This window comes from Lactonifactor sp. BIOML-A5 (assembly GCF_009677585.1).
Taxonomy (GTDB): Bacteria; Bacillota; Clostridia; order Lachnospirales; family Lachnospiraceae; genus Lactonifactor.
Window position 1 is genome coordinate 223,162 of record NZ_WKYV01000001.1, and the last position, 14,790, is coordinate 237,951.

General features: G+C 44.7%; 14 protein-coding genes. 3 read left to right on the plus strand and 11 right to left on the minus strand.

What is annotated here, in order from left to right; all coding sequences use genetic code 11:
* Window position 1: 1 nt before the first annotated feature.
* The 4 genes from fmt to GKG41_RS00990 are packed head-to-tail and all read right to left on the minus strand — an operon-like array spanning window position 2 to window position 5,142.
* Window positions 2-946, minus strand: a complete 945-nt coding sequence (gene fmt, locus GKG41_RS00975; protein ID WP_072848286.1) for a methionyl-tRNA formyltransferase — start codon at window positions 944-946, stop codon at window positions 2-4.
* Complete coding sequence (def, locus tag GKG41_RS00980; protein WP_154256396.1) at window positions 943-1,425, minus strand: peptide deformylase; 483 nt, start codon at window positions 1,423-1,425, stop codon at window positions 943-945. The genes fmt and def overlap by 4 nt, the downstream gene beginning before the upstream one ends.
* 29 nt (window positions 1,426-1,454) lie before the next feature.
* The gene (gene priA, locus GKG41_RS00985; protein WP_072848288.1) at window positions 1,455-3,680 is read right to left on the minus strand and encodes a primosomal protein N'; all 2,226 of its coding nucleotides are present in this window, start codon (window positions 3,678-3,680) and stop codon (window positions 1,455-1,457) included.
* Between the two features lie 4 nt (window positions 3,681-3,684).
* Window positions 3,685-5,142 carry a UDP-N-acetylmuramoyl-L-alanyl-D-glutamate--2,6-diaminopimelate ligase gene (locus tag GKG41_RS00990; protein WP_154256398.1) on the minus strand — a complete coding sequence of 486 codons (1,458 nt, stop codon included), beginning with the start codon at window positions 5,140-5,142 and terminating at the stop codon, window positions 3,685-3,687.
* A 414-nt stretch (window positions 5,143-5,556) separates the two neighbouring features.
* Here GKG41_RS00990 and arcC point away from each other — a divergent pair, with 414 nt between their 5' ends.
* From arcC to GKG41_RS01005, 3 genes are all read left to right on the plus strand, one after another.
* Window positions 5,557-6,486 carry a carbamate kinase gene (gene arcC / locus GKG41_RS00995; RefSeq protein ID WP_072848290.1) on the plus strand — a complete coding sequence of 310 codons (930 nt, stop codon included), beginning with the start codon at window positions 5,557-5,559 and terminating at the stop codon, window positions 6,484-6,486.
* Window positions 6,487-6,724: 238 nt separating this feature from the next.
* Window positions 6,725-7,534: a methyltetrahydrofolate cobalamin methyltransferase gene (locus GKG41_RS01000; RefSeq protein WP_072848291.1), complete on the plus strand. Its 810-nt coding sequence runs from the start codon at window positions 6,725-6,727 to the stop codon at window positions 7,532-7,534.
* Window positions 7,535-7,584: 50 nt separating this feature from the next.
* Entirely contained in the window at window positions 7,585-8,220 is a 636-nt protein-coding gene (locus GKG41_RS01005) for a corrinoid protein (RefSeq protein ID WP_072848292.1), read from the plus strand.
* Window positions 8,221-8,510: 290 nt separating this feature from the next.
* On the opposite strand, the gene GKG41_RS23830 is transcribed toward GKG41_RS01005, so the two are convergent.
* The 7 genes from GKG41_RS23830 to GKG41_RS01035 all read right to left on the minus strand — a co-directional run bounded on the left by GKG41_RS23830 (window position 8,511) and on the right by GKG41_RS01035 (window position 14,773).
* Window positions 8,511-8,939, minus strand: a complete 429-nt coding sequence (locus GKG41_RS23830) for a hypothetical protein (protein ID WP_347563275.1) — start codon at window positions 8,937-8,939, stop codon at window positions 8,511-8,513.
* Entirely contained in the window at window positions 8,846-9,265 is a 420-nt protein-coding gene (locus GKG41_RS23835; protein ID WP_347563276.1) for a hypothetical protein, read from the minus strand. The genes GKG41_RS23830 and GKG41_RS23835 overlap by 94 nt, the downstream gene beginning before the upstream one ends.
* A gap of 147 nt (window positions 9,266-9,412) precedes the next feature.
* Window positions 9,413-10,687: an MFS transporter gene (locus GKG41_RS01015; RefSeq protein ID WP_072848293.1), complete on the minus strand. Its 1,275-nt coding sequence runs from the start codon at window positions 10,685-10,687 to the stop codon at window positions 9,413-9,415.
* Window positions 10,688-10,719: 32 nt separating this feature from the next.
* The gene (locus GKG41_RS01020; protein ID WP_072848295.1) at window positions 10,720-11,817 is read right to left on the minus strand and encodes an aminopeptidase P family protein; all 1,098 of its coding nucleotides are present in this window, start codon (window positions 11,815-11,817) and stop codon (window positions 10,720-10,722) included.
* A 318-nt stretch (window positions 11,818-12,135) separates the two neighbouring features.
* Entirely contained in the window at window positions 12,136-12,582 is a 447-nt protein-coding gene (locus tag GKG41_RS01025) for a threonine/serine exporter family protein (protein ID WP_154256400.1), read from the minus strand.
* Window positions 12,579-13,364: a threonine/serine exporter family protein gene (locus GKG41_RS01030; protein ID WP_072848298.1), complete on the minus strand. Its 786-nt coding sequence runs from the start codon at window positions 13,362-13,364 to the stop codon at window positions 12,579-12,581. The genes GKG41_RS01025 and GKG41_RS01030 overlap by 4 nt, the downstream gene beginning before the upstream one ends.
* A gap of 107 nt (window positions 13,365-13,471) precedes the next feature.
* A complete protein-coding gene (locus tag GKG41_RS01035; RefSeq protein ID WP_072848300.1) occupies window positions 13,472-14,773 on the minus strand; it encodes an MFS transporter in 1,302 nt (433 codons plus the stop codon).
* Window positions 14,774-14,790 lie beyond the last annotated feature (17 nt).

Genomic DNA, 14,790 nt, shown 5'->3' on the forward strand with positions numbered 1-14,790 from the left:
ATCACTCCTTGCTGTCTTTCAATCTCGTTCCCTCAGGGATCTCATATCCCCTCAGAAACGCCCCTGCTTCCATTCTTTTCTTTCCTTCCAGCTGCAGTTCTTTCACACACAAGACCTTATCTCCTGTCTGGATATAAAGCCCTGTTTTATCTGTACGTACCACTTCACCCGGCTCTTTCCCGGATTCCTCAGAAAGCACATCTGCCTCCCATATTTTCAGGGTTTTCCCCTGAAGATACGTATAGGCACTAGGCCACGGATTCAGCCCCCGGATCAGCTGTTCTATGGTCTTTGCCTTTTCTTCCCATTGGATACATCCCATTTTTTTATCTATCATACTGGCATATGCCGTCGGACTTTCTTCCGGCTGCTTCTCGTAGACTGCTGTCTCATTTTCAATAGACGGCAGAGTCTGCACACACAGCCTGGCGCCAGCTTTGGCCAGTTTGTCAAAGAGACTTCCGCCGGTTTCCTTGTCCTCCAGAGGCACAATTTCCTTGGAAATCATATCGCCGGTATCCAAACCCGCATCCATTTTCATAATTGTTACCCCGGACTCTTTCTCTCCGTCGATGACAGCCCATTGGATAGGAGCCGCACCTCTGTATTTGGGAAGGAGAGAGCCATGGACATTGATGCAACCAAAGGGGGCAAGCTCCAGTATCTCCTGAGGTATAATCTGGCCAAAGGCAACTACCACAATTATCTGAGGTTCCAGTTTTCTTAAAATCTGGATAAATTCCGGGTCTCTGACTTTTTTAGGCTGATACACAGCCAGTCCCCGGGCAATAGCAGCCTGCTTTACCGGCGGGGCCATAAGGTTCTTCCCTCTTCCTTTTGGTTTGTCCGGCTGGGTCACTACACCGGCAATGTCATGGCCGGCTTCTATCAGAGCCTCCAGTGTGCCTACCGCAAAATCCGGGGTTCCCATAAAGACGATTCTCATTCTACTTCCTCCTCGTATTCCGCATTAGTACTGTGGAGATCACCTTCCACCAGGTCTGTATAAAGTTTGCCGTCCAGATGATCCAGCTCATGACAGATAGCTCTTGCCAGCAGATCGGTGCCTTCCAGAATAAATTCTTCCATATTTTCATCTAAGGCTTTCACTTTCACCCAGTCTGGTCTTGTAACCTGTCCGGCCATGCCGGGCACACTTAAGCACCCCTCATCCCCTGTCTGTTCCCCTGACGTCTCCAGAATCTCCGGATTGATATAAGCCCTGGGGCTGCCGTCTGTATCAATGACAACAATTCTTTTCAGGACACCTACCTGAGGTGCCGCAAGCCCCACACCCATTTCCTCATACATGGTATCAAACATATCGTCTATCAATTCTTGAATCTTTGGTGTCATCTCCTCCACCGGTCTGCACTTTTTGTTCAAAATAGGATCTCCCTGCACTCTTATCTTTCTTAACGCCATACCTGTCCTCTCCTTACTATATTTATAGTTTATACATTAAAATCAAATTGAACCGTAATCTTGTCAAATCCTTTATTTATTCTGATATAACGCTCCAGCTGGTTTTTTATCCATATCAGCCGTTCATTCTCCCCGTGCTTCAGATAAAGTACCATACGATACATATCATTTACTTTGGAAATATTCTCCGGTGCCGGCCCTATCAGCTGCAGCTCACTCTTTGGATAAATCTTTTGAATATACTTTCCTATATAATGCATTCCCTGCTGTAAAAGCGACTCATCCCTGCAGGCGCCCCGTATGGCGAGCATTGAGGCTGCGGGAGGGTATCCCATGAGCAGTCTGTATGAGATTTCTTCCCTGTAAAATTCTTCATAGTCCTGATGTACAGACGCCTGAATGCTGTAGTGTTCCGGGTGATACGTCTGAATCACAGCTTCCCCTGGATTTTTTCCCCTTCCGGCTCTCCCCACTGCCTGCGTCAGCAGCTGAAAGGTCCTCTCACTGGCTCTGTAATTCTCTGCAAATAAAGACATATCTGCGGCGAGAACGCCTACCAGAGTCACTTTCGGAAAATCATGGCCTTTTACTATCATCTGGGTTCCCACCAGAATATCGGCTTCTTTATTGGCAAAAGCGGCAAGAATTGTCTCATGTCCATTCTTTCCCTTGGTAGTATCCAGATCCATTCTCAAAATCCTTGCCCTGGGGAACATCTTCTTTACAATCTCTTCTATCTGCTGGGTCCCTGCACGGAATCCTCCAATATAGGGAGAACCGCATTCAGGACATCCGGAGAGACTTGGCGTCTCATATCCGCAGTAATGGCATACCAGCCTCCCATGGCTGTGAATAGACAGCGACACATCACAGTGGGGACATTTTACTACGAAGCCGCAGGACCGGCAGGCCACAAACCCGGAGTAGCCCCGCCGATTGAGAAACAGCATAATCTGCTCCCGGTTATCCAGGCGCTCCTGGATCTTATCCCGGAGCAATTTACTTATAATAGATCGATTTCCTGTTTTTAATTCTTCCCGCAAATCTACAGTATATACCATCGGAAGGCTGCTTCCCGCAAAACGGGAAGACAGGGAAACCATATGATAGATTCCCTGCTGCCCTTTATAATAGGAATCTACGGAGGGAGTAGCGGACCCCATAAGGACATATGCCCCTTCCATTCGGGCCCTCTCTATGGCCACATCCCTGGCATGGTATCTGGGAGTGCTTTCGCTGATATAGGAGGATTCGTGTTCCTCGTCTATAATAATCAGCCCCAGCTTCTGGAATGGTGTAAACAAGGCGGAACGGGGACCCACCATGATCTGTATCTTCCCCTCTCTTGCCCTTTCAAACTGGTCAAACCGCTCTCCCTGGGACATTCTGGAGTTAATCACAGAAACGCGTTCTCCAAACCGAAGGTAAAACCGTCGTACCGTCTGATAAGTGAGGGCAATTTCTGGAATCAGAACAATGATTTCCCTTCCCTCCTCCAGAATTCTCTGAATCATCTCCATATAGATCAGCGTTTTTCCGCTTCCCGTAATTCCGTGAAGCAGACAGGGCCTTGGAACCTCTGAAGCCCATTCCTCAGCAATCCGTACCGCTGCTGTCCTCTGCTCCTCGGTTAAAGAAATCTGTTCCTCATTTCCCTCCACTGGCCCCAGAGGATTCCGGTACACGGTTGACACTTCCTCGGCTACTGCGCCATTTTCTATCATTTTCCTGACAGCGGCCGGAGAAACATGAAGTGCTTTTATCGCAAATTCATAATCCATATCTCCATTTTCCAGAATTGCTGACAGCAGCCTGGCTCTGGCCGCATATTTTTTTCTTTCTAATTCTATAAGCAACTCCTCTGCCTCTTTGGGGGGCAAAACAAGCCTTAACCTTTTTTTCTCCTTTGCCTTCATCTTTTTTTTCACAGGAAGAACTGTTTTCAATGCCTGATTCATAGTTGAACCATACTGCTCACGAATCCATGCCGCCAGCGCTATCAGTTTAGACTCCACCGTAATTCCCCCGGATTCAGGGCCCAGAATTTCTTTCATTTTTTCGGTGTCATACCGCGCGTCCACGGAGATGCCTGTTACATACCCTGTAATCTCCCGGTTACCTTTCCCAAAAGGAACCCTAACCTGCATGCCGATGCAGATGTCTTCTCTGAGAGCCTCCGGTATCTTATACTGAAAAGTACGATCCAACTTTTCCTGAGAAATATCTACAATTATATCTGCATACCATTCGTTCATTTTATTAGTTTCCTGCCAGAATATCAGCGATCAGAACCCTCTCATCCATTGGATATTTTTTTCCGTTAATCTCCTGGTAATCTTCATGCCCTTTTCCGGCCAATACTATAATATCTCCAGGCTCGCCGTGATGAATCGCAAAGGCGATTGCTTCCTTTCTGTCCGCGATCTCTATATGCTTTCCGTCTGTTTTTTGGATTCCGGTCACAATATCGTCCATAATTGCCTGAGGGTCCTCATTTCTGGGATTATCTGAAGTAATAATCGTAAGATCTGCCAGTCTTCCGGAAACCTCCCCCATCTCGTACCTGCGCATCCTGGACCGATTTCCTCCGCATCCGAACACACAGACAAGACGGTGCGGATGATATTCCCGCAGGGTATCTAAAAGACTCTCCAGGCTCATAGCATTATGGGCATAGTCTATCATCAGTGTAAAATCATCAGACACTTTGACCATTTCCACCCTGCCTTTTACCTTCGCTGACTTCAGCGCCTTTTTAATATTTTCCTCTGATACCTGAAAATGCCGGCAGATTGCAATTGCCGTAAGAGAATTATAGATACTGAACTTTCCCGGTATATCAATCTCCACAGGGAACTCCAGCAGTCCTTTCACATCATAGCTGATCCCAAGATACCCTGGACGGGCAACCATATGGGCATTAACCGCTCTGAGATCTGCATTGCCGCCAAAGCCAAAGGTCTCCAGCCTGCAGGTAGCGTCCTTAATAATTTGTTCCAGATGTTCATCATCTGCATTGACAATGCCTACCCGGCACTGTCTGAGCAGCATAGCTTTGCACTGGAGATAATGTTCAAAACTTGTATGCTCATTTGGTCCTATATGATCCGGCTCAATATTGGTAAAGATTCCGTAATCAAAGGTAAATCCCGCTGTCCGGTGAAGCATCAGCCCCTGAGAGGAAACCTCCATCACAACGCAGTCACATCCCGCCTCCACCATCATGGAAAAATACTTCTGTATCACATAAGACTCCGGGGTAGTGTTGGCTGCTGGAATAACTCTGTCCCCAATAATAGCTTCTATGGTGCCTATAAGTCCCACCTTATATCCGGCGTTTTCCAAAATAGACTTTACCATATATGTGGTGGTTGTTTTGCCCTTTGTACCAGTGATCCCAATGGTCTTAAGCTTTTGGGCAGGATGATCGAAATAAGCTGCTGAAATGCATGCCAGAGCATATCTGGTATCCTCCACCCGAATAACCGTTACGTGGTCCGGCACAGACACCTCTTCTTCCACGATAAGAACCGATGCCCCCCTCTCTACTACATCAGGTACAAATCTGTGTCCGTCTGACACAGCCCCCCTGATGCATACAAAAAGAGAGCCTTCGACCACTTTTCTGGAATCAAAGACCACATCCTCTACCTGTATATCTGTTGTCCCCTGGCAACAGGTATATTCTATTTGTTCTAATAACGAAGATAATTTCATGTGCAATCCTCCATACCTTTTATCTTATTCTTTATTATGCAGGAGATACCACCTGCCCGCTCACAGGACATGCCCAAAGAACTGTCCCTGGGTATTCTATATAATATAAGAAATTCTAAGTAACAGAATACCACATGAACCCATAATTTTCAATCAGGCATACCTTTGCTTTTCCTTTCCTTAGGATTCTTTTCCGCTTTTCTTAAGATAGTTTCCATATTATTTATAATTTGTACATACTTTTATCACATTTTGTCTATATAATGAATCTTGGATAGTTGATAAACCACTCACTATCTCCCCCCTCAAGTTGGAAAAGCCCGGTACTCGCGTATCGGGTTTTTTCTTGCTTTTTCCTATTTTTCACACTATAATGGGACATAGAATATTACACCATTAAGAGAGGTATATTATATGAAAAAAACAATAGTTGTAGTTGCTCTGGGACACAGGGCACTGGGCACTACTCTTCCTGAGCAGAAGCAGGCAACAAAGGAGACTGCGAAAGCAATCGCCGATCTCGTCGAGTGCGGCGCTCAGGTGGTTATCTCCCACAGCAATGCGCCTCAGGTAGGTATGATCCATACTGCCATGAATGAATTCGGAAAAGTACATCCCGATTATACCTTTGCGCCTATGTCCGTATGCTCTGCCATGAGCCAGGGCTATATCGGATATGATATCCAGAACTCCATCCGTGCCGAGCTGCTTAAACGGGGAATCTATAAACCGGTATGTACGGTTTTAACACAGGTAAAGGTAGATCCCTACGATGACGCTTTCCATGAACCCACGAAGATCATTGGCCGTTATCTCACAGAGGAGGAGGCTGAGGCTGAAGAGGCAAAAGGCAATTATGTTATAAAAGAAAAAGAAGGATACCGGAGAATCGTAGCCGCACCAAAGCCTCAGGAAATTATTGAGCTTGATTCTATTAAGGCCCTCCTGGATAAGGGACAGATTGTAATCGCCTGCGGCGGGGGCGGAATTCCCGTTCTGGAACAAGGGGTGGAGCTACACGGTGCCAGTGCTGTTATTGAAAAGGATCTGTCCAGCGGAAAGCTTGCTGAGCTCCTGGAGGCGGATCAACTCCTTATTCTGACAAGTGTGGAGAAGGTTGCTCTGAATTATCAGTCCGATTCCGAAGAACTGATTGGCAGTATTTCTTTGGAGCAGGCAAAAAAATATATGGAAGAGGGTCATTTTGAACCCAGTACCATGCTGCCTAAGTTTGAGGCTGCCGTCTCCTTCCTGGAAAAGGGACAGGGCCGAAGGGCTGTTATCACGTCCATCACAAAGGCGAAAGACGGTTTTCTGGGCAAAACAGGAACTGTTATCCAGTAAGTACGCTTACTTCTATATGTACAAAAATGCAGAGAATGCCGGGGAAGGCATTCTCTTTTTTTACAATTTTCTTTGTCCCAAGCGTAATTTTTCTTATAAAATCGGCACTTTCTTCTCTTCCTACACATTGTATGAAAAGATTCAAAATTTGCCAATACATTGTGGTATTTTCCTATCAAGCAATTTTTGGTAGAATGGACATGTAGAAAAACATACGTGCATTAGGAGGTGCCATATAATGATTATAATCGGCGAGAAAATCAATGGTTCTATTCCGCCAGTAGCAAAAGCAATTGCGGAAAAAGATGCTGAATTCATCAAGCACAGAGCCCAAATTCAAGCAGACGCCAATGCGACTTATATTGACTGCTGCGCATCCGTTGAGGAAAGCATCGAAGTTGAAACTCTCCACTGGATGATCGATTTAATTCAGGAAGTAACCGATGTGCCTATCTGTATTGATAGTCCAAGCCCTCATTCATGTGTAGCGGCGATTCCTTTCTGTAAGAAACCAGGTTTAATAAACTCTGTTTCCATGGAAGGGGACAAGATTGACGTAATCTTCCCAGTGATTGCGGACACAAAATGGGAATGCGTCGCTCTCCTCTGTGATGACAAAGGAATTCCTAATTCTGTAGAGCGCAGAATGGAAGTATTCCACAATGTCATGGAGAAGGCAAAAGAATATGGAATAGCACCATCTCGTTTACATATTGACCCATTGGTAGTAACCCTTTCCACTGACGAAGAAGCCCTCACAACCTTTGCAGAGTGCTGTCGTCAGATCAAGGCAGAATATCCGGATATCCACATTACAAGTGGTCTTTCCAACATTTCTTTCGGACTTCCGGCCCGTAAGAACATCAATCAGGCATTCATGGTATTAGCTATGAACGCAGGTATGGACAGTGCCATCGTAGACCCGACCAACCGTGATATGTTAGGTATGATCTATGCTACAGATGCTCTGTTACAGAATGATGAGTACTGTCTGGAATACATCGGAGCTTTCCGTGAAGGATTAATCGGACCTGCTCCCAAAAAATAATACAGGACACTATTAAATTTATATAATTTATTAATAAGGAGGATATTAATATGTCACAGATTCAAGCAGTTGCGGATGCAGTATGTGCAGGAAAAGCAAAATTAGTTGGTGGTTTAGTTCAGGAAGCATTAGACGCAGGATGTGAACCATTAGAGATCTTAAACTCCGGTATGATCGATGCAATGGGTATCGTTGGTGAGAAATTCAAAAACAACGAAATCTTCGTTCCTGAAATGTTAGTTGCAGCACGTGCTATGAAAAAAGGTGTTGAGGTGTTAAAACCACACTTAAGCGCAGGCGATACAGGAACAGCAGGCAAAATGATCCTCGGAACAGTTGCAGGCGACTTACATGATATCGGCAAAAACTTAGTTGGTATGATGATTGAAAGTGCCGGCTTTGAAGTTATCGATTTAGGCGTTGACGTACCAATCGAAAAATTCATCGAAGCAGTAAAAGAAAATCCTGATGTTAATTTAGTAGGACTTTCCGCACTCTTAACAACAACCATGCCAGCTCTTAGAGATACAGTAAAAGCTTTAAATGAGCAGGATTTCAGAAGCAATATCAAGATTATGGTTGGCGGAGCTCCTATTACACAGGAATTCGCAGATGAAATCGGCGCTGACGCTTACACAGCAGACGCAGCTTCTGCAGCTCAGAAAGCAAAAGAATTAGTAGCTTAACTTGCCAAAGTTTAATTCCTTGAAAATCACGAAAAAGACGGTACTTTTAGTATCGTCTTTTTCACGTTATTTTCGGCCCGGACTGCCGAAAATAAGTGAGCATGGGCAGAGAATGCACATAAAGCATTCTTTGACCATACGAACGGTGCTCCGAAGGGGATTCCGGTTTGGCCATAGACTCTCTTCACGACGGAGGTGTCCGCGGGAACCTGACCTTCCGCCCGTCCAGACCAGCCAGCCCCCGGCACGAGCTTTCTCTCACCGTGCGTACCGTTCGGTACACGGCGGTTTCAACAGTTGACGTGCACCGACTGATAGGCGGCGGCTAAATCATAAAAGCCGCTGCTTATCAATCTTTCTTTTGTCATCGCCAGATTCACCGCTACCGTATGGGTCGTAAACCAATGACCTCTCCGGCTGTTTCCTGCCTGCCTTGCCAAATCTTCCGGTACTCCCATTTTCCGCAGGTTCTTCACCTTGGTTTTTGGTTTCTTCCACTGGATTACCCTTTCGTCCTTCACATTTCTGCGCAGGATATTCACAAGTATCTCATGGTTCAGAGTGTCGAAGTATTTCCACAAGTCTAATGCTACCGCATGGGTATATCCCTGCCCTGCGTACTCTTTTACCTTCTCAATGGCGTCTTTCGCACGTCTTTCCGGGCGAGATATCCGTAACTGTTCTCCGAGAACAACGGCTCGTATATCGGTGTCAGGCACTGTGTTATAGCCTGCTGAAAAATGCGGTCTTTTACGGTTGGAATGCCAAGCTTCCGTATTCCAACGTCTGGCTTGGGTATCTCCACTCGTCTTACCGGGTCCGGGGTGTACTTTCCCCTTCTGATTCTCTCGATAAGCTCTTTCTGGTTCTCCCTCAGGTATGCGCCTATTTCCTCCACGGTAATCCCGTCGATTCCTGGCGCTCCCTTGTTTGCCCTTACTCTCTTAAAAGCTCTTTTGAGGTTGCCCTTCTCCAGTATCTTCTCCAAAACTTCCGGCTGTGCACTGTCCCTTTCCTTCCATATCCAGCTTCCTTCAGATTCCACCTCACGATGGACACCCTTGCCTTCGGCTATATCCTTCCCACTACCGGGCGGATTCCGGACTTGCACCGGTTAGAAACGTGCGCCGCCGGGCGCACTCCCAAAAAGGAGCCGCTGCACAAGCAGCGGCTCCCAACTATCAATCTCTCACTATGCAGCCTTCTTCGAGGCAAGAATCTCCATACGTTTTACTTTCGTAAGCTTCATCCATGCAAATGTAGCTATTAAACCAACTACAGAAACTGCAAGCAGAATTCCGAAGAATACCTTATATCCCTGTGCACCAGCCCAGTGATCCAGACAGAGACCAGCTACCATTGGAGCAAACAGCTCAACGCTGTATCCGATTGGTGTAATAATGGCGGTTGCAGTACCTGTGATTTCATGAGGATATTCTCCCTCTTCCATGATAGCAAAGTGCATAGACTGGCAGGCATACATGGAAGCATAGATTGCAGCGATGAATATCAGAAGCATCCAAATCAGTGACGGCTGGCCTGGAGTAAAGATAACTCCTGCAATACCCACAATCATAATGATGTAAGCAATGGCGCATACCTTTGAGGACCCGATTCTGTCAGCTGCAAATCCGGATACAAAGCATCCGATAGGACGGCAGTACTGTGAAAAGTAACCTACTGCTGCACCGATAACCGCTGTTGCACCGAATACTTCTGTTGCATATGGTGTGATATAGAAATAGCTGCAGCACATTGCATAGGAACAGAAAATAATCAGACACTGAAGCCATGTGGTAGGCAGTGATAATACTTTCTTTAATGCCTTTACGTCGATAATAGCCTTTGTCTCTCTCTTAAATTCAGGCTCTTTGTACATGGTAAATACCATGATACCAAGCAATACGTTAATTACAGAATATGTAGCAATAACAGAAGATAACGCTGCTTTATCAGATATTTTAACTGATAAATAACCAAACAGTGCCAGGATCAGTGCTGACTGAACCATATTCGTGATACCACGTCCACCCTCAAACAGACCAAATACACGGCCCTGCTCATCTGATGTTCCAAGAGAACGAAGAGCCTTTACCAGTGCGTTCCAGAATGTAAGAATGGATGTAATTCCCCATACAGCGTGAATCAGGAATACAACCGGATAAGGTGGATATAACAGTAAAATAAATCCCAAACCTCCGGTTACAATAAGAGATAAGGTAAGCAGCTTTCTCGCCGGCCAGCGGTCAGCACAGAAGCCTCCAAGGAAATAAGCAATGATGGCAAATCCGCCGTATGCACTGCCCAAAGCTCCCATCTGTGTGTTTGTCAAGTCAAAATATTTAATAAATGTGTCATAATAATAGCTTCTGAAGTAGGGAAGCGCATATACCAACGCACCGGATATGATTAAGATAATCAGGGTTGGCAAATTCTTCATCAATTTTCCTTCTTTTTTACCTGCCATAAATAACTACCTCCTAATAGTTGTTTTTACTTTTAATATTTAAGAATGTGATCTTCCATTTTTTTGGAAGTGGATGTAAATATGTGGCATCCGTCTTTTGTAACAAGAATATCATCTTCTATTCTCACACCGCCCACACCTTCAATATAGATGCCTGGTTCAATAGTGAATGTCATTCCTTCTTCCAGCACCAGCTGATTATCGGAGGAAATATTAGGTTCTTCGTGAACACTTAATCCCAGTCCATGTCCGGTTCTGTGAAGGAAAAGTTCTCCGTAACCTGCTTCTGTGATCACATCTCTGGCCGCCTTGTCGATCTCACAGGCCTTTACTCCCGGTTTTACTTTGGCGATTGCCGCCAGATTAGCTTTCAGTACAATATCATAGATTTCAGCCAGTTTCGGATTTCCAACATGCCCCAGGAACAGGCAGCGGGTAATATCTGACCAATAGTGTTTATAATAAGCACAGAAGTCAAGGAGAATAATATCACCATCCTTGAACGCATAATCGCCGCTGACCCCGTGAGGGTTCGCAGAATTATCAGCACCCAGTACCAAAATGATAAACTCATCTGTAATAAAACCTGGATAGGTTGACATATAAGAGTAAAGCATCATATTTAATTCTTTTTCTGTCATGCCAGGTTTAATCTTGTCAGATACGTAGGCAATTGCCTCATCTACAATCTTAGCAGCAAACTGCATTGTTTCGATCTCTGTCTCGTCTTTGCACATTCTAAGTTTTGCAATGCAAGTGCCGATATCCGCAACTTCACAGCCCAGGCTGTGAAAAATCTCACCAATTGCCATTGAAAAATACTTAGTCTCAACTGCCAGTTTTTTGCAGTCTCCTACTACCTTCTTGATTGCAGCGGCCGGGCCATCACTGTCCAGATATGTAACCTCTTCCACCGTACCCTTCATACAGCCGGTGTCAACACTGGGATTTACCATAGTTACCGTCTCCGCATTGGCATCCATAACCAGCCCATAGTATCTCTCATAGGGAATAATGCTGATTCCTGTAAGATAATTAATGGACATAGGATCCCCGATGATTGCCTTGTCAAATCCCTGCTCTCTGAGAAGTTCACACGCCTTCTGTTGTCTGGCTTTTAATGCGTCCATAAATCGCACCCCTTTCCTTTTGCCTTTTTCACTTTCTACCTACAAATTTCACACACATGATTCTTTTTATAAATAATAACATTTTTCCGGAATTTTTTCAAATAAATTTTATACTTTTTTTCGATTTTTTATTATTTTTTCATTTTTTATTGACGATTTTTTCCGTTTTTCCTTGTAAATACGCCGTTTATTGGTGATTCTGTACATTTGTGATATTCATTTTAGAAAAATTAAAACGCACATTTTCATATATGTAAAAATATGCGTTTTAATTTCATTATAGAATTAGTGAAGAACCTCTTTTTCGTCTCTTCCTAGTTATTTTCTGCAAATTTTACGAATCAAACTATTGGGAATCTCAAACACAAAGATTATCCCAAGAACAATTGCAATTGCTACCGTAAGCGTTTGACGCCCATACTGAGAGCATTTATCCATTTCTCCCATTATCATGTAATATACTGTCCAATATATTCCCGTTCCCGGAACTAAAGGAAAAATACCCGAAATCAGAAACAAGGTTGCCGGACACTTCTGCTTTGTGGCGGCTATCCTGGAGCACATAATTACAAACGCAGTGGCGGCAAAGCTGGAAACCTCAATCCCAAGGCCCAGATACCGGTTCAGTGTAAGACAGATGAGCCAGCCGAACCCGCCAATCACTCCACAGATGGGATAATATTTTGCAGGAACAAAAAACAATATCGAGAACGCAACCGTACCGAGGCCGGCTGCCACAAACTGAAGAAGGAAATCCAATATCATAGCATAGGACCTCCTGTCATTTTATAGTAAATGGTATACATCAGTCCTACTCCCAAAGCAATCCCAAACGTAACCAGAAGAGCGTCTATCATTCTCACCGTTCCGGCAATATAATCCCCATCTGCCAAATCCCGAATCGCATTGGTAAAGGAAACCCCTGGAAGAAGAGGAATAATGGAACCGATGATAATATAATCCAGGTTTGTGCCCAGATGACATTTATATAAGAGCACTGCAAACATAGTAGCCAAAAAACCACCCATAATATTAACCACAATTTTGGACATATTTTTTCCATTTTTCTCTGTCCATACGACAAAACAATACAAAAGGAATCCCGCCAGGAAGGCCGTAAACGCATCAAAAAAATCTCCTCCGAACACATAGCAGAAACATCCCGCCCCTAACCCGGAGGCAAGCATTCTCGCGAGATCTTTCTTACCCTTCATCACTTCAATAGCTTCCAGTCTCTCTCTGGCCTGTTCTACCGTGTGCTTTCCCTCCTCAATCTCCCTTGAGAGCTGATTCACAGCCGCTACCCGTTCCAGATGAACTGCATTCAGAGGGATGTGTTTTACTCTGGCATATATTTGCTTTTCCTTCCCCTCCGCAGTGATAAAGATACCGCTGCTGAGCACAAAGGAGTCGCTGTCCTCCACCCCGTAATACTTTGCAATCCTATTGATCGTCTCCTCCACACGGAAAATCTCTGCTCCGCTTTCCAGCAGAATATTGCCCGCCTTCATAGCCACATCCATAATTTGCCTGTCCTTATTTTCCATCTTTTATCTCCCCAAAACCGGATTTGATTTGTAATCATTATATAGCAAAAAAGGATGCTGCGCAATTACACAACACCCTTCTTCTGTTAAGAGTTCAAAGATTACTTTTAAGCCTTTTTCGACTGCATTTTACTGGCTTTAATTTCCATACGTTTCTCTTTCGTAATGGCCATCCATGCAAAGTTCGCAATGAGACCGATAACAGCAAGTCCGGCCAAAATGCCAAAGAATACCTTATAGCCCTGGGCCGTATTGTTCCAATGATCCAGACAGATACCGCCGATGATTGGCATAAAGAATTCTGCACTGTATCCGATAGGAGTTACAATAGCTGTTGCGGTTCCCGTGATCTCCAGAGGGTACTCACCCTCTTCCATGATAGCAAAATGCATAGACTGAATGGCATACATGGAAGCATAGATCGTTGCAATAAAGATAAGAAGCATCCAGATCATAGATGGCTGTCCAGGTGTAAAGATAACGCCCAGAATACCCACCAGCATAATAACAAAGGAAATCGCACAGATTTTGGATGAACCAAATTTATCCGCACAGATACCGGATACAAAACATCCAATGGGACGGCAGTACTGTGAAAAATATCCCAGAGCAGCCGCAATAACAGCTGAGGTTCCGAATACTGAGGTCGCGTATGGTGTAATATAGAAATAGCTGATGATCATAGCATAGGAGCAGAAGATAATCAAAATCTGAAGCCATGTAGTAGGCATCTTAGCTACCCTCTTCAAGATCTTCATATCAAACAGTTTTGTTGGCGCCCCTTCACTTTCTTCTCTTTCCGGCTCTTTAAACATAAAGAATACCAGAAGTCCCAGTAAGATACAGATGACAGAATAAATAATAATAACTGCAGACAATGCTGCTTTCTCGGAAACTGCCTTGGACATATATCCGAAAAGCGCCAGGATCAGTGCAGACTGTACCATATTGACAAGGCCTCGTCCACCCTCAAAGAATCCAAATGCTTTTCCCTGTTCGTCAGAGTTAGCCAGAGAACGGATAGCCTTAACAAGGGCGCTCCAGAACGTAAGGATGGATGTAATACCCCAAATCAGATGGATAGCGAACACCACTGGATACGGGGGGTAAAGCAGCAGAACAAATCCGCAGACACCTGTAGTTACCAGAGAAATTGTCATCAGGTATTTAGCCGGCCAGCGGTCTGCGCAAAAACCGCCGAGGCAGTAGGCAACAACGCTTGTGGCACCGAAGGCACTGCCCAGAGCTCCCATCTGTGTATTATTAATGTTGAAAAGCTTTACAAATGAATCATAGTAATAGCTTCTGAAATATGGCAGTGCATAAATGAGAGCACCGGAAATAATCAAAATAATCAGTGTGGGCATATTTTTCTTTAGTTTACTTGCCCCGGTCTTAATCTCGCTCATTTTTTCCTCCTAAGTTA